Consider the following 20,306-nt stretch of genomic DNA (forward strand, 5'->3'; position numbering starts at 1 on the left):
CCTTCACGTCCACGAGGGTGCAGGCTCGGCCTGCAAAGGCGAGGCGGTGTGGTCCCACAGCGGGACGCCCGTCGTCCAGATATCTTCCGGCAGTGCTGATGCCCAGTCCGCGAACGGCACCTCACAGCTCCCGGCAGGCTGCGCGAAACGCGCCTGCACGGCAGGATGGCCGCGGCACGCGCCGGAGGTGTACAACGCCAGCAACAGGTACTGCACGTGATCGTCCACCTGGTTCACACCGTGGGCGATCGTATCCTGCATAAGGTCGACGACGAACGGGTACAGCGATCGATACGGCACCCGCTTGATCTCATCGGGGATGACCCTGCGAAGCTGGGCAATGGCCACATCCGGCTCGCACGCGTCCAGCAGGCGCGTGTACTGGTCTTCGTCCAGGCGCAATGGCGGAAGCGCAGGTAGGCCGGCATCATCCATTCCGGCCAGCATCTCGGCCAGCGGCCATTCCTGCAGATCGCCGTAGCGATCGAAGTACTGCAGGCGCTGCACGCCCTCCAGCAGGGCGGCACGCTGCGCAGGCAACAACAGATCCAGCAGTGCAGGCAGGATACGGGTGTCGTACCAGCGCAACAGCATCTCACGACCGCCCTTCTCGGGCACCTTCACCAGATGGAAAGCACGCAACCGCTTCGCGAGATCGTCCAGTTCCAGTGCACTCCACAGCAGGGTCACGCCCGGCCTTTGCGCCCCCATCTGCTGGATCTCCGCATCCAGCTGCGCGTGCACGTCCCTGTCCGTCCAGGACACCAGCAAAGGGGCAATATCCAGCAGGCCGGCCTCGGCCGTGCCTTCGAACAGCGAGCGATAGCGCGCGCCAAGACGGTCCAGCCGCACATGGAAGTGCGACCGCTGCGCGCTGTCGATCACAGCGTAACGATTCACACCAGCACTCCCGGCGTGCCCTGGCGCATGGCGTCGAGAATGCAGCTCTTGCAGCTGCTGCGCGGGAACTGGGGAAGCGGATAGCCCTGCTGCGCCGGGCCGACGAATGACTTGCTGCCCGCATGCACCTTGATCGTGCCCGGACAGGCGATGGTGATGTTGCCACCGGCAATGGTCAGGCTGGCCCCCCCGGACGTCGCCACGTGAATCGTATTGGCCGCGGCGAGTTCCACCGGCGCCTGCGCGCTGGCCCCGCGCAGAGCGCCACGCGACTGCACGCGCACCCCATCCGCCTGGGACTGGATATCGAGCATTTCAGTACCGGCCACGACGTCAAGCGCGGTGGGTGCGGCCGCTGCACCTTCGACCACGGACGCAAGCACGCCGATCGCCTGCCCCGCATGCAGACGGGTCTGCCCCATGGTGACCGTGTCGCTATGACCGCCACTGGCCAACACCAGGCCTTCACCGCTCCCCCAGTGCACTCCCTGGCCTGCCACCTGCACCAGTCCCTGCGGTGCGGCCAGTCCAAGCAGTGGATCACCCGAATGAGGCACGCGATCCTGCCCTGCATCCGACTTGCGCTCGGTCGCACCACTCTTGCCGATATCGAATCCATCACCGCCCGTGGTGGTGCGTACGCTCGCCAGCAGCGCGGGAACCGGCGACTGATCGGGAACCAGCTCGGAGCGCTTTGGCGCGCGCGCCCCCTCCTGCAACGCCAACGGGCTGGTCAGGTGTGTGCGCGCGGCCTGGGTGAAGCGTTCGCCCAATGCCTGCAACTGCGTGAGCAAGGCTGCGGGCTGCACCGCCTCGCCCGCAGGTGCCGTCGACCGATGCCCGTACGCTGTGAACCAGGCACCGGCCGTGGCGCGCACCGCGCCCCACGCGTCGCTGCGCAGTTCAAAACCGGTGCCGCGCAGGCTGCCGACATAATTGTCTGCCTGGTGACGCAGATGCCCCAGGGTCAGTTGTGACACCTGCTGGCTGCTGGCCAGCTGCGCGCGCAGTTGCTGGTTCGAGTCATCGAACAGCAGATGGTTGGCGCCCTGCCCGCCTTCCCACTCGCGCGAGCGGATACCCCACAGCGCACCACCCTGCCGATGCGCCTGGTCCCCCATGCCGGCAGCATGCCAGGCCGGCGCCTGGCCGCCACTGAGGTTGGCCTGCGCGCTGCCGCGCATGTCCGCAGCCTGGCCATACAGCGATACGTCGCTCTGGCCGCTTCCGCCGGCTGGCGTCGGTGCCACGCCCGCCTCGCCACGTCCGTTGTACAGGGTGCCCAGCACCAGTGGCCGATCAATATCGCCGTCGAGGAAGCCCACCAGCACTTCCTGGCCGATGCGCGGCAGGAACTGGCTGCCCACGCCGGGTCCGGCATAGCGCTGTGCCACGCGCAACCATGCGCTGTCGTTGGCTCCGCCGCCCTCGCCTTCCTGGAAGTGGAAACGCACGCGCACGCGGCCATGGCTGTCTGCATGCAGGTCCTTGCTGGCGCCTCCGTCGCCGGCAACCACGACAGCGGTCTGGTAACCCGGCACGGTCGGGCGCGGATTCAGCCGTGCGCCACTACCGTCCTGCAGCAGCGGGCGCCACGGCAGGGTGCGATCCACCGCGTCGAAACGGTTGCCATACCCGGTTGCTTCGGCCTGCTGCCAGAGCGCAGCGTCGGCCGGATCGATCGGCGCCACGCCAAGCGCGTCATCGAGGCTTCGTCGCAGATCGGTAGGGAGATTGTTGATGCCGGCATGTTCGACGGCCACCAGCAGCAGCTCAGGCGGTGTCGCACCGGGGGCCTGCTGCAGCCGCAGCCATTGTCCGGACTGGAAGCCGCGAACCGTACCCGACCCCTGCCAGCCACGGCTGTGGGATTCGCGCGCCTGCGCCTGCAGGCGGGCCTGGCGCGCACCGGCGGTACTGTCACTGAAGGCGTAGGCACCTACCGCATCGTAGTCTTCGCGCGACGATTGGCCACCTCCGCCCTCCATCGGCGACTGTGCCACCAGTGCGCGTACCTGGCGGTAATCATCGCTCTGCAGGCTGATCGAGGTACTGGCCAGGCGCCGACGCAGGCCGATGGCCTGCACGCTGTCACTGGATTCGGTGGCGTCACTGCGATGGAACCGCACGCCTGCAGCCGCGCTGGTGGCATCTTCCGGCAGCGCGACGCTGTCGGCGAAGATCTCCATGCCATTGCCGCATGGCGCTTCCTCATCGGCGTACAGACGCCAGCCCAGGCCTTCTTCGGCGAGCACGCGCTGCAGGAAATCCAGGTCACTCTCGCGGTACTGCACGCAATAGCTGCGCACGCGCTGGCCAAGGAAGGCATCGACGCCCTCGGCAAAGCGCCAGCGCGCGATGCCAGCGTGCCCTGCCAGTACGGCATCGACGACCGCACGCACGCCCTGTTCCTGAAACACGCGGCTGTGCCGCGCATGCTGCAGCCACCACGTCCACGACACCAGCTGCAGCCGGTAGCGCACCAGGCCACCGTCGCCGCCCAGGCAGGAAGCATCCGCGATCAGGCCGCTGCGCTGCCATTGACCACCATCGGCCATCTGCGCGACCAGTGTCGCACGCGTGCCCGGCAGGGCGTCCAGCGCGATATCAGCGCGCGTGGCGAGTACATCGACATCGGTCCAGGCATGTTGGCCGAGCGCATCACCGCCGCGCCACCGCTCCACCGTGCACCCTTCCAGTGCATCGGACCGCAGTCGATACAGGCGTTGCGCCTCACCGAGCCCGGCAACCTGGGTCATCACGTAGTTCAGCTGATCCATGCCAATTCCAGTGTGAAGACGCCTGCACCTACCCGGCGGCGTCGGATTCCAGCCATCAAATCTACCAGATTGCGGTGTTCGTCAAAATCACGACGCCTCTACCGCCATGGAAGTGCGTTGTTCGTCACATAACTGACGGCGTTCCGTATTCAGGCATGCTTGGACGGACCAATCCCGCGACCGCGTTCACATCGGCGGGCTAGAATCGCCCACAGTCCCCAACGAGACCCGCCATGCTGGATCAGGAAGCCCTGCTGGCCCCGATTTCGGAACACGCCCCGACCGGTGAAGACCTGTCGTTCTCGGCTGAATTCGATCGGATCATCGAAAACCGTCGTGCCGACGACCCGACCCTGGACCAGGGGGCGTGGCAGACCGACATCAAGTACGCTGACTGGAGCAGCGTGCTGCGCGATGCCACCGACCTGCTGCAGACCCGGACCAAGGACCTGCGGCTGGCAGGGTGGCTCAGCGAAGCCGCCACCCAGCTGGAAGGATTCCAGGGCCTCGCCGCTGGCTACCGGCTCACCGCCGGCCTGTGCGACCGCTACTGGGATGACGTGCATCCGCAGGCACCTGACGGCGATTTTGAAGAGCGCATCGGCAACCTGAGCTGGTTGCTGACCAACTCGCTGCAATGGCTGCGCTCCGTGCCGATTGCCGTCGCGCCGCAGGGGCGTTTCAGCCTCGCCGACTTCGAGCATGCCCATGCCCGTGCCAACAGCGGCGAAGAGGATGACGGCCGCCCTGGCCTGGACATTCTCACTGCCGCCCGCCGCGATACCCAGCACGGGTTCTACCGGCAGCTGGCCGACGACCTGCCCGACTGCAGCCAGGCCCTGGCCGAACTGCAGGCCGCGGTCGACAACCGCCTGGGGCTGGATGGCCCAAGCTTCAGCGCGGTGCGTGAGCAGCTTGAACACCTGCAGCGCACCGTGCTGCGCTTCGCACGCGAAGCCGGGGTGTTGCTCGATGGCGAAACCGAAGCCTCCTCAGACGATTTTGAAGATGCATCGTTCGGCCATGAGGCGCCGGCGTCCGAAGCGGCCCCGGTGACAGCACCGCGTGGCCCTGCGGGTGCACCCGGTTCGCGCAAGGAAGCGCTGCAGCAGCTGCGCCAGGTCGCTGAGTTCTTCCGTCGGACCGAACCGCACAGCCCCGTGGCCTATCTCGCCGAGAAGGCCGCACGCTGGGGCGAGATGCCGCTGCATGTCTGGCTCAAGCGCGTCATCAAGGACCACGGCACGCTGGAACAGATGGAAGAGATGCTGGACGTCAATCCAGAAGACTGATCTGCCTGCGGATCACGCTCATGCGGGGATCGGGTCTGGCCCGATCCCCGTCATGTTTACTGGATCTTGAACTCGATGCGCCGATTGCGTGCGCGGCCATCGTTGCTGGTGTTGTCCGCCACCGGCTCGTCCGGTCCCTTGCCGACGACATCCATGTGGCTGCCCGGAATGCCCTTGGACACCATGTAGTTCTTCACCGACAGCGCACGCGCGTGGCTGAGCGCCAGGTTCGATTCGCGCTGCCCGACATTGTCGGTATGGCCGATGATCAGGAAACGGCTGTCCGGCATCTGCGCCATCTTGGCGACCATCTCGTCGAGGATGCTCATGCCGAACGGGGTCAGGCGCGCACTGCCACTCTGGAACTCGATGATGCGGTTGGCCAGCGTCTGGTCCAGCACGTTCTGCTGCGAGCCGACCTTCAGCGCGTTGGTCACGGTGTAACTGGTATTGCTGGCCAGACTCAGGTCGCTGGCCACCTGCTGCCGCAGCGCTTCGTTGCCGACCTCACCGGTGATCCGCACTGCCTGTCCGTTCACTTCCAGCTTGCCGGGCGACACCCGCTTCAAGCCGGGATTGATCATGCCCGCCACGTAATCGCCCCAGTTCGGCGGGGTCGCGATCGTCTCGACCTGGATGCGGTCGACCACGCGCTCGGCGCCATACACGGCACGCAGATTGTTCAGCAGCTTGGCCTTGGTCGCCTGGTCAGGCACCACGCCTTCGATCACCACCGGTCGTTCGGTGGCAGCCTGTGCCGCAGCAGGCGCGTTCTGCGCGGCCAGCGGCGCGGCTGCGAGCAGCAGCGGCAACGCAAGGGAGAGAGGGTTGCACAGACGCATCATCAGGTTCCCAGGAAAGTCTCGCCGAACAGCTTGCGTGCGGTGGCCAGGGCCAGATCGTCACGGTCGAGGAAGCTGCCGAAGCGGTTGAGGTTGTAATCGCCGCGCAGATAGTCGTCCACCCACTCCGAATGCTGAATCCGGATCAGGAAGTCGCCGGCTTCCGCCGGGTCCAGCACCGCACGCAGCACCTGGCGGTCGGCGCCGTTGAAACCGACGATCATGCTCGGCGCAGCGTCGTTGCGGATCAGCACCGCCAGTTCGAAATCGCCGCGGGAGACGAAGCTGGACAGCAGATCCAGCCAGAAAGCCGCCACCAGTGGGCGATAGGCCGGGTCACGGACCAGCGGGAACACCAGCGCCTTGTCGATGTTGACATCGCCCCCGCTGAGCACCGGCTGCAGCAGCAGGCCCAGTGCCGGCAGCACCTGTCGCAGCGCCACCTCGCCGTGACCGGAATCGCGCAGGCGCGACTCGAGGTCTGCCACGGAGGTGCTCTCCAGGAAGTCCTGGAAGCTACCGTTGTAGTCACCGGGATCGGTGCTGATGCTGAAACGTGCGTCCGCCAGCTGCGCCAGCGCCTGCGCCGCGTCGCTTTCCTGGTAGGCCTGGCGTGCCAGGCGGGCCAGTCCGGACCAGGCGTTGGACATCGCCAGCGGGCTGCGGCCGATGAACGGCAACGGTTCCGGCGCATCCAGGCGCAGCGCGGACAGCAGCGGGAAGCGGCGTTCGGAGGAATCGCGGCTGGCCAGGAAGTGCCCGCACAGCACCATCTTGCTGCGAGAACCCAGGAACGCGTAGTGGATCTCCGGTGCCTCGTCGTAGCGCTGCTTCCAGTCCGGGCTCTGGCTCAACAGTTCCAGGCTCTCGCCTGCCCACCGGTCCAGCCAGCCCAGCAGTTGGTGATTGTCGGCCGCACGGACGAAATCACCGCGCGAGGGCACCTTGCCGAAGTACGAAACTCCGGCACTGACGACACGGCTCATTGCGCACCTCCCGTGGTCTGTGCCGCAGCAGGCGCGGTGGCCGCCGGCGCGGGCGCGGCAGGGGTACCACCGGCCACCCGCTCGGGAAGCTGCAGGCCGCGCTGCCAGTCACCGCCGCCCTCGCTGCCGCTGCCGGCCCGGCGGACGATGCGCATTTCCACCGTCACGGCCACACCATTGCCGTTCCAGGTGATACGGCTGGAATCATCCAGGCGCTCGTATTCGCCTTCGGCCATCAGGCGGTTGAAGCCGTTCGCGCCCGGTGCACTGAATACCTCCACGGTACGTCCATCGCCGGTCACCGCCGTGATCTTCACGCCCGGCACCTGACCCGCGTTCGGGTACTGCATGGTGGTCCACTGCGGCGGGGTATTGCGATAACGAAGCACCTGGCCATCGATCTCGATGCTGTACTCCAGCGCGCCAGCAGCCGGCGACGGCAGGATCTCGAAGATCGTGGTGTCCTGCGCCGCGCCGGCGGCAGAGCCGCTCACCCAGTTGCCATAGTTGGCAACCAGCTCAGCCGACAGGTTCACACCCTGCCCTGCCCAGCGGCGGGTCTCCAGCAGCGGACCGCGCTGGATCACCAGCGTGCCGAGCGCGTCCTTGTTGAAGGCGGCAATACTGCCACTGGCACCGAAGATGCCCGCGATGTCGCTCGGTGCGGCATCCACATCCGAGTTGAGGTTGAATGGGTACTGCTGTCCGATGCGCGCCTTGAACGGGTCGTAGACCTGCGCCTTCCAGGTCTTGTTGACCTCATCTTCGGTCGGCGGGATCAGGGCGCTGAAGGTCTGGGTCAACGGGCGCAGCAGCAGCGGGCGCAGGGCTTCACGCTGCTTCTCGTCCAGCCCGGTCAGCACCTGCTCGTCGACCAGCGCCAGGCCCGCGCTCAGTTCGGAGCCTTCATTGCTGAAGGTGTCCTGCATCAGCTTGCGGGTGCCCACGCCGATTTCGCCCTGGCTCTTGATCGCATTCAGGCGCGCACGCAGTTTGCCCAGTGTCTCGAAGTAGGCCGTGATCACCGCCGGCTGATCGCCGCGCTCACTGGTGAGCCGCGCGATGCCTTCGAACGCCTTGCCGATCGGACCCACCGGCTGTGCGGCGGCCGTCGCTGCCGGGTCCTTGCGCAGGATGGTGCGCTGGAACCAGGCGACGAAGCCCTTGCGCGCCTTGCTCGAACGCGCCTGCGCCGGCGGGTTGTCCCATACCGTCTCCTCGTTGATGCGCTCCAGCAGAACACGGAGCGGCGAGTTGCCGGGATCACCCAGCTTGTTGATGCGGGCCACCGCCTCGTCGAACGTACTGAACTCGGCCACGCTCAGGCCCTGCACGAACTTGCTCCACTCGCGCGCGTAGTCGTTCTTGTACAGGGTCACCAGCTCGCGCGAGACATGCTCGGGGCTGCCGGCCAGCGACAGATCGCTCTGCTCGGTGGTACCCAGCACCCAGTCGGTGGTGCTCAGCTGGGTATTGGCCGCTTCCTTGATCGCATCCTTTACGTACTCTTCCCACGCCTTGCGCGAGAACGCACCGGAAATCGCATAGCTGCCGTTGATCAGGCGCCCGTTGCGCTCCACACCCACCAGGCTGTCGACGGTGGTGGTTCCGAAGCGGGCGCCGGCACGTGCCTTGATCTGCGCGTACACGCGCTCCATCGCCGGCTGCCCCTTCATCACCTGCCCCAGCGCCTGGCGCGTGTCGGACACCAGCGTGACCTTGTTCTGTATCTGCGGCCAGCTGGGCTGGCCCGCCTGCGCCACGTAGAAGGTCATCAGCTTCTCGGCCGCGCGCACCATCTCCTCACGGCTCATCTGGCCGCGGTTGGCCTCCAGCCAGGTGCGCCAGAACAGGGTCAGCTGCTGCGACAGGTGAGCACCTTCGACGTACTTCGGGTTACCCAGCATCAGGTAGGTCTTCAGTGCGTTGTACGCATCGTTGGTACTGGTCGGCGATGCGTTCTGATACAGCACCTCGCTCTCGGCAGCAGCGCTGCCGCCCTGGCCGAGCTTGTCGCGCTCGGCGACCACCTGGCCGAGATAGTTCTCCAGATTGGAGACGGTCGGCGCCAGCATCACCTGCTGCATACCGTGGTTGTACTCACGCAGCAGCTTCTCGCGGATCGCGGTGCCCTGGTACAGGCCCAGGTGGGTGGTGATGCCGCCCTCCTTGCCATAACGGTCCAGCTGCTCCATGCGATCCTGCAGCAGAAGCAAGGCGTCGATGCGCGACTTCAGGTCCATGCGGTCCTTCTGCACGCGCACGGCCTGATCCAGGTCCTTGGTGGCATTGGCCACCAGCTGGGCATTGGTGGTGTACGACCAGGTCCACAGGCCCAGCGCCAGTGCCAGCACACCCACTGCGCCCAGGAACACGCCATAGCGCAGCCGGTTCTGGTGCGGGCTGGAATACTGCCGGACCAGTTCCTTGTCGGCGAAGATCACCTTGCGGAACAGGTCCTTGAGGAAGAACGCGGTATGGCCGGTCGGCGCCTCGTCGACATTGGACCCGCGCTCCAGGTTGAACTGGCGGCCGACGCGCTCAGACGCGTGATGCACCGAACGGCCTTCCTGCAGTGCGCTGGAGAAGTAGAAGCCACGGAACACCGGCTTGAACTGGTAGGGGTTGTCCTCGAACAGCGTAGCGATGAAGGTGCGCAGCGCCGGCTTGATGCCGACGAACTCCAGCGGCAACGACAGCAACCCAGGCGAGACTTCACGGCCACGCTGCATCGCCATGTGGGTCAGGCTCATTTCCTTGATGCCTTCGGCCAGCTCGTCGAAATGGCTGTCGAATGCCGCCAGCGCGTCGCCCTGCTGATGCACGTCGAACGGCAGCGTCGCACCCCACACATGCTCGCGCTCGCCGGGATCGAGGTTGCGGAAGAACTCGCTGAAACCGGCGATGAGGTCGGCCTTGGTGAACAGCACGTACACCGGCGCGAACACTTCCAGCCGCTCGGTGATTTCCTGCACGCGCTGGCGCAGGTTCTTGGCCAGCTCGATCGCGAACTCCGGCTTGCTGCCGGACAGCTCGGCCAGGCTGGCGGCGATGATCACGCCGTTGATCGGTGCGCGCGGGCGGTTCTTCTTCAGCAGGCCGAGGAAGGTCAGCCACTCCATGCGGTCCTCGACGCTGACCGAGTAGCGGCCAGCGGTGTCGAGCACGATACCGTTGGTGGTGAAGTACCAGTCGCAGTTGCGGGTACCACCGATGCCCTGCACCACGTTGCCGCGGTTGTCCTCGAACGGGAACTGCAGGCCGGAATTGAGGATGGCCGTACTCTTGCCCGCAGCCGGATTGCCGATGATCACGTACCACGGCAGCTCGTACAGCGCGGCGTTGCCCTTCAGCACGCCCATCCGCGAGGACTTGATCTGCTTGACCGCGTCCATCATGCGCGTGCGCAGCGCCTCGGTATCGGCACGCTGGGCGGGTTGAGCGGTGGCTACCGCCTTGTCCGCCTCATCCTTGACCATCGCCTCCACGCGCTTGGCCGCGCGACGGGCCAGGATCCGCTTCACGATCCAGACCAGCAGCGCCAGCACCAGCAGGCCGGCCAGCACGATGGCCACCCAGATGCCGATCTGCCGTGCTTCGGCCTCACCGTAGTGGGCCAGCGCAGCGGCACCGACCAGGCCGAGCACCATCCAGAGACGGTAGTCGCGCAGGTAGTAGCTGAAATTGCTCAAACTCATGCAGGGATCCAGGAAGTCAGGGGGCCGACGGCGCATCGGCCGCCTGCGTCGGGGAAGGAAGAGGGTCGACGAGGCCGAACAGTCGCTGCTGGTTGTCGGCCACGCCGAGCAACAGCACCGGCTCGGCCTGGCGGTCAAGCTGTGCGCGGGCCAGTGCCAGCTGCGCCAACGGCAGCACCGGGCCCAGTTCGCCTGCGCTGATCGCCAGCGCTAGGCTCTGCGGACTGAAGTCCAGGTCGGGAGCCAGCGACGCCGTGATGGCGGCGGCATCGACCATCAGATCGCCCCGGTGATCGGCATCATGCAGCACGAACTGGGCCTGTGCGCCCTCCAGGCCCAGCGTCTGCTGCCACTGCGCAGCGAGCGTCGCCAGCTGACGGCGCTGTTCGGCCGGCCGGGTTGCCTCGATCTGCTCGGCGCGTACCAGTTGCGGGCGCCACAGCCGCGCGTCGCCTTCATGGGCAACGCCCCGACTCGCCAGCAGGACGCCGGCGGCACCTTCGCCTGGTATGCGGCCATCCGGATTCTGTGCGGTTGCCAGCACACCGGAGGACTGCCATGAGGAAACGATGCCGGGATCGATCGAAGAAGACGCGGACACCAGCAGGTGCCAGCGTGGCTCCCCCTGATCCAGTGCGTCGATCACCCGTTGCAGGTGCGGCCACACCTCGCGTGCGCCGTCCAGCGAGGTGACCCGGACATCGAAGCGGCGCGCATCGATGCCTGCCATCCGCGCCTGCTCCAGCAGCCATGTCTGCACCCAGGGCCGCAGCGCATCGGACCAGCTGCCCGGCACCAGCAGCTCGACGCTCAGTACGTTCTCCACGCGCTGTTCGTCGCGACGCCGCAGACCGGCCACCACCACTTCCTCGGAAGCCATGATTTCCGGCAGCACCGCGGATGCTGCCTCCAGCAGTTCCTCCAGCACCGGCTGCAGCAGGGCAAGCGCACGCCGTTCGTGGGCTGCGGTGTCGATGCCGTCCTGACGGGCCTGCAGCACCAGGAACTCATCGAGGTCCTGCGCCGCGCTCATGCGCACCGGCAGGTTGTAGTTGTCGCGGAAGCGGCCATCGAGCGTCGGACGCGGCGGCGCAGCGGCAGCAGCCAGCCATGATTGGGCATCCAGATCCACACCCAGCCTGAGGCCACCGGCAATCAACGCCACCGATGGCGGCACCATCACCTTCGTCGCGACGGCTTCGCCTTTGCCCTTGACCGGCTCCCCATCGTTGGCCGCAGCCTTGTCCAGCGCCGCATCGACGCCACGGCGCGCGGCGCCACGCAGCATGAAGCCGGCACCGCTCAGGCCGACGGGCAGCAGGCCCAGGTAGGCCAGCATCTGCATGCCGGTCGGTACCGTGCCGCTGTTGCGCCAGTAGAGAATCGTCGCGCCCCAGGTGGCGACGAAGATCATCACCACCGAAGCTGCTTTGCCCAGCCATCCTGTCATCAGTTGCCCTGCTCCATGCGCTGCTCCTGTCGACCGTGCAGGTCAACGCAGACCGGTCATGGCCTGCGAAGCGACCAGCGTCGCTCCACACGCGGTGCGGTCGCCGTCGCGCGCCACCGGCTGACCGTCGATGAGCACTGTCGCGTCGCCACTGACAATCGTGGTGGCGCCGTGCACGGCGCACAACGCACGATCGCCGACGCGCGCCACCGGCCTGCCATTGATGTCGGTCTGTCCGGTGCCGGCCACCACGGTCCCTCCGTGGCTGAGCGGGTCACCGACGACGATAAACGGTCGTGCCATCCATCATGCTCCTTGATCCATGTGTGACCCGGCGTTCCATCGCCCCCCGGTTCCCCCGACGACGCAGGCCATCGGCGTAACCATACCAGTACCGCCGTGCGGTTATCACCCTTGACGGGACAGTTCCTCGCGCTTTGCCACCCGGGCGGCGCGGCAGCGGTCCGTCATTTCCACGTGAACATAGTCCTTGATGCTCCGCCAGTTTCCGCCCCAGTCCAGGCCCGCCTGTTCAGCCAGCTCGCCGTAGAGGAAGTACCCACGCCGGGTCCACGGATCTTCCATGTCCCATTGCAGCTTGCCATCGCGGATCGGTGCGCTGTCCACGCCCAGCCCATACTGGTGGCAGCTCTGCCACGCACCGGCCCGGGTCGCCTTGCCACCGGCCATCAGTTCGGCCTGCCGCTGCGGACTGCGATAGCCTTCGATCAGCACCATTTCGTAACCGTACTGGCGTCGCATGACCTCATAGATGGCCAGCACGCGCTGCTGCAGATCGGGATCGATCTGATCCCATTTGCGATCAGCCGTGACGATTTCGGGCCGCAGACGACGCACTTCGGCAGTGGTGAACACCTCCGGCGGCGGCGGCGGCGGCGGCGTCAGCCGCTCCCCGCGTAGCAGCTGGGCGACCATCGAACTCGATTCCGCCAGATCATCGCCCCTGAAATCCTCCAGCACCACGGTCTGCCGCGTGACGAATATCACAATTGGAGGAATCAGCAGCAACGCTGCGGCGACAACCAGAATGAGCCAGTGACGCCGCAGCGCGCCGTGCACGGCTCCGACCTCTTCACGAACCCCACTGCGCACGCGGGTGGCGCCGTGGCCGACCCGGTCACCCACCTGCCCCGCCCGACGGCGGAATCCGCCCAGACGCTTCGCGATCGCCTGACGCAGCGATTCGACCGTCTCGGGGAACAACAGCACCCAGCACACGCCGGCCACCAACAGTACGACGGCAATGGCAGCAACCACGATTGGCAACACCGGTCCTCCCTGACACGCGATCTGGTTGACGCCCCAACCGCTTTCACTAAGAATGCGCAAATTCGCTTCGGCAGTTGCCGACTCAAACCAAGGGCTGGATGCACTTGAATAATGGCGGAATCAATCGGCCAAGTCTGCTCTCAGGGGGAGCGCAGGCAAAGGGCCAGGCCCCGAATTCGGGCCGTATTCTGGCAGACATGGAGGGCCGGCAGGCAACCGCGTCGCCACGTGCCGCACGCGCGCCGTCCAGCGGCAAACGCCGTACGGTCCTGTGGCTGGCATTGGCCAGTGCCGTGGTCGTCATCGCCGGGCTGACCGCCTGGGGTCTGTCAGGTAGTAATGACTACAGCGACCCGTCCGAGTATTCACTGACACCCGACACCGGCCATGTGACCGGGCACCCGGACGCCCCGTCGGTGGCACCGGGTGAAGGTGCCGCGATGATCGTCGATGCACCCGCTTCTCCGACTGAGCCGGCGCTGCCGGCCACCACCGGGAGCCCGCCCGCGCCTGCCGCTGACGCGGCAACCGCTGCTGCAGGCGCTGCCGCAGCCACCGGCACCGCTGCAACGACACGGGCACGGGGCGCCCAGCCGGGTGAACGCAGCAGTCGCGCCGCCGGTACCGCAGGCAAGGGCGATGAAAATCTGCTCGGCACCCTGCTCGGCATCATCAAGGAAGAGGACAAGGCCAAGGCGAAAGCCAAGGCCCAGCCTCAGAGCATGGATGATCTGATCGCCCAGATCGAAGCAGACCAGCGCAAACGCGCCGAAGACGAGCGCGCCGCGTTCGAGCGCGTGGCCAGCAAGAAGTCCGCCTCGACCGAATCCAACATCCAGGCGCAGCTGCGCAGCTGTCCCAGCCCCACCTCACTGAAAGGCGTGGACTGCCGGCGCAGGATCTGTGCGGCGGTGAGCGGCAAGGATCCGGCCTGCCCGGCGATGTGATCCTCAGCCCTGCCTGCTGACGCAGGCAGGGAGCTGCCGCAGAGGCCCGCTCAGAGCGGACGCCGATCAGGCTCGAACTGCGCCATCACCTCGGGTTCCACGAGCCGAAGAGGATCGTTGGCATCGATTGCGCACTCGTCTTCCACCCACTGTGGCCACACGGGCGCGCGGCAGGATCGAAGGACCAGCCATCGGCACAGCACCAAGGGCAGCAGCAAGGGCATCAGGATGAAGCGTGCGCCCAGCAGGCTGGGACCGAGACTGGCCACCACGAACAGGTAGCAGTTGCGCCATGACGGCGTCACGGACAGGTTCATCTGGCGACCCTCGATGGTATCGACCACCTCTGCCGGCCCCTGCTCCATGTAGCGGCGAATGAACTCCCAGATGCCGCGGATCTTCTGTTCGTCGTCGAAGTAATGGCCCACCGCGAAGGTGCGCTTGATCACCCGATCTTCGAGGATGCTGCAGCGCAGGTCGCGCAGGAACACCTGGCTGGTTCCCTGCCCGATGTAGAACACGGCCTCATCCCATGGGACGGATACAGCGCCCTCTTCCCCGCCCGTGAAGAAATAGACCGTCCGGTTGCGCCGGTTGAACCGTGTCGGATACCAGACATAGGTGAAGAACTCATAGCGCAGCGTCGTGTGCCAGAACAGCACCGGGGCACCGACCACGCACACGCCGACCATGGCGTACATCACCCAGTCCCAGAAGTCGCCTTCCAGGTTCGGGATCACCAGCGTGAAAAGCAGAAAGAAACCGAACAGGAACAGGGCCAGCGTCCCCAGCAGGACCATGGTGGTCGAGACCATTCCGCGCAGGCGGAACCTTCGGTCGATCAGATCGATGTAGGTCGAGTTGAAATGAACCAACGACGCACGTTCGTCAGGTGCGACATCCTCGGCGATCCGAGGATCGAAACGCGAGGCGCTCTCCTGTGCCGAGAGAAAGCGATCCGTCGGGAAACTGCGCATCCAGCCGCTGTACATCAATCCGCCTCACTCAGTGCCTTCAAGCCTTCTGTCTCCTGCTGGAGACCCTCGAATTTCTTGCTCTTGTGCTTTCCGAAATAGCAGGCATCAAGCCACTTCTGTATCTTCGTCGGCTTGAAGTAGCCGACAATCAACGTGATGATCGCGACCACCAGGCCGATGATCAAGCCGACAAAGGCGAAGGTGGTGAACAGCAGGATGGCGGCGATGATGCTGGCCAGACCAAGGCCAATCATGCAGATGCCGTAACCTCGCGAAAGACCGATGTCCTGATAGCCGTCGATGATGTTCAGCGTGCCGCCAATGAATCCTGCCGCGGCGCCAAGGAACTTTCCAAGCCCTCCCAGCAGTCCCGCCCTTGTGCTCAGCTGCCCGGAAAGTGCCCGCAACCTGATGCCGTGGGTGCCAACCCACCAGGGGTGCTTCTTCGCCACGCCTGCGCTCAGCTCCATCAGGCCGCCAGTCAATCCCGCGACGCCACCTGCGAAGTTGACGATCTTGACGTCCTTCTCTTCCTGCTTCGCCTTCTTCATCTCATCCCACGCCCGTCCGAGGCTGAAGGCGGTAAAGATGTTCGAGACGACGCCGGCCTTGAAATCAAGATCGAAAACCCGCCTGACATTCCGTTGCAGCAGCGCATCGAATTCCTCGTGCCGTACGATCACCGACTGGGAAATGTGCGCATCGAGCTGTGCACCCCGCAACTGGGTCAGGCGCTGTGCTTCGCCCTCGTCAACGAACATGAGGGCCTGATACGGGTAGCGCCGCCCCTGCGCATCCTGGATTCCATCCAACGATGCGCGCACGGCGCTGCGGTACTGCTGTTCGTTTCCGCCGGAAATGCTTGCCAGCGCGGAGGCCACCATTCGGGTCGCCTGCTTGCGGGTCGCCTCCGTGCGCAGGTCGATCAACCTCAATCGCCGGTTCGGATCCTCCGTCTTGGCGAGCGCCCCCAGCAGAGAGATGATGCGTCGCTCGGGCAGTTTTGCCGCCACCCAGCCCACTGCACCGTTGCCGAATCCATTCAGCCTCGAGACCACCGGGCCGCTGATCTGGAACGCGTACTTGGCGATGGCATTCATCGCCACCTCCATCCACTTTCCGCCAACCGGCGCAGGGCCACCGGCCATCGCCGCCTTGTAGCCATCACTGGTCAGCACGGAATTGAACACGCCCCAGATCTTCTCGGACGCGTCCGCCCAGCTGACGCCATCCTTCTTCATGGCCCCCTCCTTGGTGGCCGCTGCCCATCCCTTGATGATCTCCTCCTGATTGGCTGCCAGGGCACGCACCTCGACGGAGCCTGGCTTCTCAGGGTCATCACCAAGGCGATCCATCAGGAACCGGGTAACGCTGGCGCGTGCTGTGGCATCGGTGATGACCAGCATCACCTTGTGGACATAGGCCACGCCGCTGTCGATGTTCCGCCTGTCGAAATTATAGATGAAGTGATTTCTGTAAAGATCCGACTTCATCCACGAGAGGTAGGCCGCATCGAGCGGCTCGATGGTTGCCTTCTCGAATGCGGAGAGCTCTGCGGGGTACTCGACCTCGATGTAGTTCTTCTTCTTGGCATTGTCGAACAGCTCGATATGGTCGCTATTCCAGGCTTCCGTACCGAGACGATCAGCTTCCTCCTCGGTAATGTAGCCCGCGTACTCCATTTTCTCGCCAGGGTTCCGTCCGCGGTAGACCGCGCTTGAGTGCGCGGGAAACCACGTTCCGAAAATTCCCGCCACAGTCGAGCGTGTCTCGCTCGTGCGCTGGACAACGTTGTGCCGCACCGCCATGGCGAGCGCATCAATCGCCTGCGCGCTTTCCCTCTTCCAGCGGCGCAGCGGTTCGTTGGTCCATGCATGGGTCCGTCGGATGATCTGGGCATTCAGATCCATCGCAATGCCTATTGGATCCTCAAGCGCAACCATTGCGACCGGAATATCCTTTCCGGCCTGCCTGGCGGCCTCAAGCAGCTGGGGAACTTTCCCCACCGCACTGATGAAGGGACTCAATGAGTCGGCAAACGCTGGTGACGTGTTCTGTTGCACGGCGTTGAGCCCGAGCGGCCAGGCAAAGCTGATCGGCTGCATCATCCGCTCGAACAGATCCCCTCCCACCTTGAACTCCGCAACACTGGCGTGATTCGCGGCAAGGGTCGCGGCATGCGACTGCGTTGCTGCGCCTTTGGACTCGCACCACGCGGCACCATCGAACACGCGCATGTTCGCCTGTCTCACTGCAGGCTTGTCCATGTGCTCCTTCAGCACGGCAGGGGTCCAGGGCGTATCGCAGAACGCCATCCAGATGTTGCCGACCTTGCCAGGCAGGTGCGCATCAGGAATGGGAATGCAGCGCGCCATCTCGGATGTCGCTCGACGACCGCATGGCGCATTATCCAGTGCTTCCAGGCTCGGAGGCTGCGACGCGTGCACGTCGAACTCGGAAAGATAGCCCTTGGCATCTACCAGGTAACCCTTCCACCCCTTGGCACCCAGTCGCTCGTTGAACACATACAGGTAACCCTCGCGCATTGTTCTCAGGGTGTATTGCGCAAGCGCTCCCGGCAGCGGCACCGCGCTTCCACCACTGGCGAAACTTCCAGCGAGCTTCGGGGCCTGCGCCCAGCCATTGACGTCCGCCCTCGCGACCGCATAACGCAATGGCATGAGCAGCAGGCCTTTCCGGTCACAGGCGGGGCAGTGCTTGGTCAGGTCTTCACAGGGGGAAAGCGCCTTCGCCTTCCCTTGGCCTGCACCCTTGTTGGTTTTGGCAGCAACCTTCTCGTTGTCCCAATGCCCATTGGGGTCTGTCGCGACGAACCTGTAGGTGGATTTCCAGGACTCCTTTCGTCCCGCCGGGCGCTCACGGTTACCCCAGAGGTAGATCTGTCGGCCATCGCTCGTGCTGTAACACTCACAGGTGACCAGACCTCGCTCGGCGAAGTACTTGAGCGTGGTCCGTCCCTCGGCATCCGGTTCGGAGACGATATACCAACCTGGCTTGAAGTCAGACATCTCTCACTCCTTTGATTTCATTTTCCGGCCAGTGCCGCCCGGAAGGGCGTTCGGCCTGGGCTGCTGGATTCGTGGCGCGTGCGAGCGCGAACAGGTCCAGATCGACGGTACCGCCGACGTAGGTCGCGCCATTCTCGCGAACGTCGCGCAGGCAGCGTTGCATTTCCGGGTGTGCGAACAGCGCCTCTCCATGGATCACATGGTCCACGGCGAATGCCTGCTGGTCCTCCGGCACTACAAGCGCTTCCAGTTCGATCGCTCTTCGCAAGGCCACGTCGGCGCGCTCATGAAGATCTGGATGGGCCGCCATCTGCGGGGCGGCGCGCACTACATCAAGCGCAACACGGTTCACCAGTTCTATCCTGAAGACTGCATCCCACTGACGCTCTGTCCAGCCCTGGCCAGGCTGTCCTGCTTCCGCTGGGCGGTCGATGCTTCCCCAACGATTGAGGTCGGGATCGCGCCACCACCATACGCTGATGGGTCCCATCAGATCACGCAGCTGGAGGGAGTCAAGGATGCGGGGAAAATGCATGAATACACGCGGATCGTGGAGCCGGAGCCAATAGCGCGTACTACCGGGCTTGCGTCTCAGCATTACAGAGCGCAGGTGCGCGGCTACCCGTTCTCCTGACTCACTGCTCCCAAGCAATGCCAGCAACCCACGCAGTTCTCCCTCCACATGAAGATGTTCCAGCTCGTCCAGCAGAGCAAGGCGCAGTGCTGCATCCACGCCATCGAGCACGACCAGATGCGGGCAGACACCGGCAGGCAAAGCAAGTCCCGACGGTTCCAGGCTGTGGCACTGGAACCGGGCCAGGAGTGGGATCAGGCCAAGTGTGGATTCACTGATGATCGCAATGGGGTGTTCGAGAAAGTGCCTATGCGAAAAACTCATGGCATCAGCCCACTCCCACGACAGCCGCACCCGTGCGCTCGGCATTTGCCGCCTTGGTCGGGCACAGGGCGAGCTTCCCTTCGTTCTTCGACGCCTCACCGGGCACACTCGCCGGCCCCAGCCATTCCCTCTGGCTCGCCTTGAATTCCACCTTGCCCGGCGCGCCCAGTTCGATGTTGTCGCCCTCGATCCGGATGTAGGCCCCGGCCGCCGTCGCCAGCAGATGCTTGCTCGGCGCCGACAGCTGCACGTCCGCTTCGGTACTGGCGATGCGCACCTGCGTCTTGGCCGCCACGATCGCCTGGTTCTTGTGCGCACGCGCACTCACCTTGCCCTGTGCCGCATGCAGCGCGATGCCGCGTTCCTGGTTCGGGCTCCCGCCGCTGGGTTCCATGCCGGCGGTGTACAGCACCAAGCCGCCGGCCACGGCCATCGTCAGTGAGCCCTGGGTCATCCAGTTCAGCGCCACGCCGCTGGCCAGCGTGGTGTGCGTGCCACTGACCCATACCTGGTCGGCCGGGGTCAGGCTCAGCACGCCGGCCACGCCACTGCCCAGCAGGACCGGCGCACTCCAGCCCGGCGCTTCACCGTCGCCACCGGCGATGCTGCCCGCCGCGCTGCCGCTGTGGGTGGCGCGCAGGGTCTCCTGCAGTTCGGTCAGCGTCGTGTCCACCGGCAGTTCGGCCGCCTCGCCAGGCAGCTGCGCCTGCTGCTTGCCTGCCGACTCGGCCAGCTGCTGCAGCAGCTGCTGGCTTTCCTGCAACTGGCTCAGTGCCTGCGGCGCCGCCAGCTGCGGCGTGCCCGCCTCGGTGGTCAGCAGCAGGCCACGGCCGGCGCGCAGTGCACCCTGGGCCTGCGTGGACAGTTCCACACCAAAGCCCCGCTCGCCCTCGCGCACGTTGTCCTGGCCGCCCTTGAGATGGCCCAGCGTCAGGGTGGTTTCGTGCTGGGTGGTGGACAGCTGCGCGCGACCCTGGCCCGGCGTGTCATCGAAGCGCAGCTGCTGGTAGCCGCCCTGCCCGCCCTGGCTGTCGGCCAGCGCCTGGCTCTTGAAGCCGGTATACACCGCCGCGTGATCGTTGCCCTCGAACCACGCCGCCGCATTACCGGTGGCGTTGGCACCGCCACCGTTGATCTGGTTGTGCTGCGCGTCCTGCTGGCCACGGCCGTTGTACACCGCACCGACCACCACCGGGCGGTCGATGTCGCCCTCCAGG

General features: G+C 65.4%; 14 protein-coding genes. 2 read left to right on the plus strand and 12 right to left on the minus strand.

Annotated features, from left to right (window positions below; translation table 11 throughout):
• Positions 1-3: 3 nt before the first annotated feature.
• Positions 4-900, minus strand: coding sequence for a DUF4123 domain-containing protein (locus ACVOKU_RS04780; RefSeq protein ID WP_481559265.1), 897 nt, complete (start codon positions 898-900; stop codon positions 4-6).
• Positions 897-3,680: a type VI secretion system Vgr family protein gene (locus tag ACVOKU_RS04785; protein WP_481559266.1), complete on the minus strand. Its 2,784-nt coding sequence runs from the start codon at positions 3,678-3,680 to the stop codon at positions 897-899. The genes ACVOKU_RS04780 and ACVOKU_RS04785 overlap by 4 nt, the downstream gene beginning before the upstream one ends.
• A 233-nt stretch (positions 3,681-3,913) precedes the next feature.
• Between ACVOKU_RS04785 and tssA the strand changes: the two genes are divergently transcribed.
• The gene (tssA, locus tag ACVOKU_RS04790) at positions 3,914-4,972 is read left to right on the plus strand and encodes a type VI secretion system protein TssA (RefSeq protein WP_074899139.1); all 1,059 of its coding nucleotides are present in this window, start codon (positions 3,914-3,916) and stop codon (positions 4,970-4,972) included.
• Positions 4,973-5,028: 56 nt separating this feature from the next.
• Here the strand turns inward: tssA and ACVOKU_RS04795 are convergent, their stop codons facing one another.
• From ACVOKU_RS04795 to ACVOKU_RS04820, 6 genes are all read right to left on the minus strand, one after another.
• A complete protein-coding gene (locus tag ACVOKU_RS04795; protein WP_262100768.1) occupies positions 5,029-5,814 on the minus strand; it encodes an OmpA family protein in 786 nt (261 codons plus the stop codon).
• Positions 5,815-5,816: 2 nt separating this feature from the next.
• Positions 5,817-6,800: a type VI secretion system-associated protein TagF gene (gene tagF / locus ACVOKU_RS04800; RefSeq protein ID WP_053518394.1), complete on the minus strand. Its 984-nt coding sequence runs from the start codon at positions 6,798-6,800 to the stop codon at positions 5,817-5,819.
• Positions 6,797-10,498: a type VI secretion system membrane subunit TssM gene (gene tssM, locus ACVOKU_RS04805; RefSeq protein ID WP_193395928.1), complete on the minus strand. Its 3,702-nt coding sequence runs from the start codon at positions 10,496-10,498 to the stop codon at positions 6,797-6,799. Before tssM ends, tagF begins: the two co-directional genes overlap by 4 nt.
• A gap of 16 nt (positions 10,499-10,514) precedes the next feature.
• A complete protein-coding gene (locus ACVOKU_RS04810) occupies positions 10,515-11,948 on the minus strand; it encodes a hypothetical protein (RefSeq protein ID WP_481559267.1) in 1,434 nt (477 codons plus the stop codon).
• Between the two features lie 42 nt (positions 11,949-11,990).
• Entirely contained in the window at positions 11,991-12,251 is a 261-nt protein-coding gene (locus tag ACVOKU_RS04815) for a PAAR domain-containing protein (RefSeq protein ID WP_053518398.1), read from the minus strand.
• 105 nt (positions 12,252-12,356) lie between these two features.
• On the minus strand, positions 12,357-13,298 hold the full coding sequence (locus ACVOKU_RS04820; RefSeq protein ID WP_481559268.1) for a M15 family metallopeptidase: 942 nt from the start codon (positions 13,296-13,298) through the stop codon (positions 12,357-12,359).
• A 137-nt stretch (positions 13,299-13,435) separates the two neighbouring features.
• On the opposite strand from ACVOKU_RS04820, the gene ACVOKU_RS04825 reads away from it, so the two are divergent.
• Entirely contained in the window at positions 13,436-14,185 is a 750-nt protein-coding gene (locus tag ACVOKU_RS04825; protein WP_481559269.1) for a hypothetical protein, read from the plus strand.
• 50 nt (positions 14,186-14,235) lie between these two features.
• Here ACVOKU_RS04825 and ACVOKU_RS04830 read toward each other — a convergent pair whose 3' ends face one another.
• From ACVOKU_RS04830 to ACVOKU_RS04845, 4 genes are all read right to left on the minus strand, one after another.
• Complete coding sequence (locus ACVOKU_RS04830; RefSeq protein ID WP_481559270.1) at positions 14,236-15,177, minus strand: DUF6708 domain-containing protein; 942 nt, start codon at positions 15,175-15,177, stop codon at positions 14,236-14,238.
• Positions 15,177-18,191, minus strand: coding sequence for a T6SS effector BTH_I2691 family protein (locus ACVOKU_RS04835; RefSeq protein WP_481559271.1), 3,015 nt, complete (start codon positions 18,189-18,191; stop codon positions 15,177-15,179). Before ACVOKU_RS04835 ends, ACVOKU_RS04830 begins: the two co-directional genes overlap by 1 nt.
• Complete coding sequence (locus ACVOKU_RS04840; protein ID WP_481559272.1) at positions 18,184-19,089, minus strand: DUF4123 domain-containing protein; 906 nt, start codon at positions 19,087-19,089, stop codon at positions 18,184-18,186. The genes ACVOKU_RS04835 and ACVOKU_RS04840 overlap by 8 nt, the downstream gene beginning before the upstream one ends.
• A 4-nt stretch (positions 19,090-19,093) precedes the next feature.
• Positions 19,094-20,306: DUF2345 domain-containing protein (locus ACVOKU_RS04845; protein ID WP_481559273.1), on the minus strand; the 1,213-nt coding region annotated here is incomplete at its 5' end.

The organism is Stenotrophomonas sp. STEN147, from assembly GCF_056757995.1.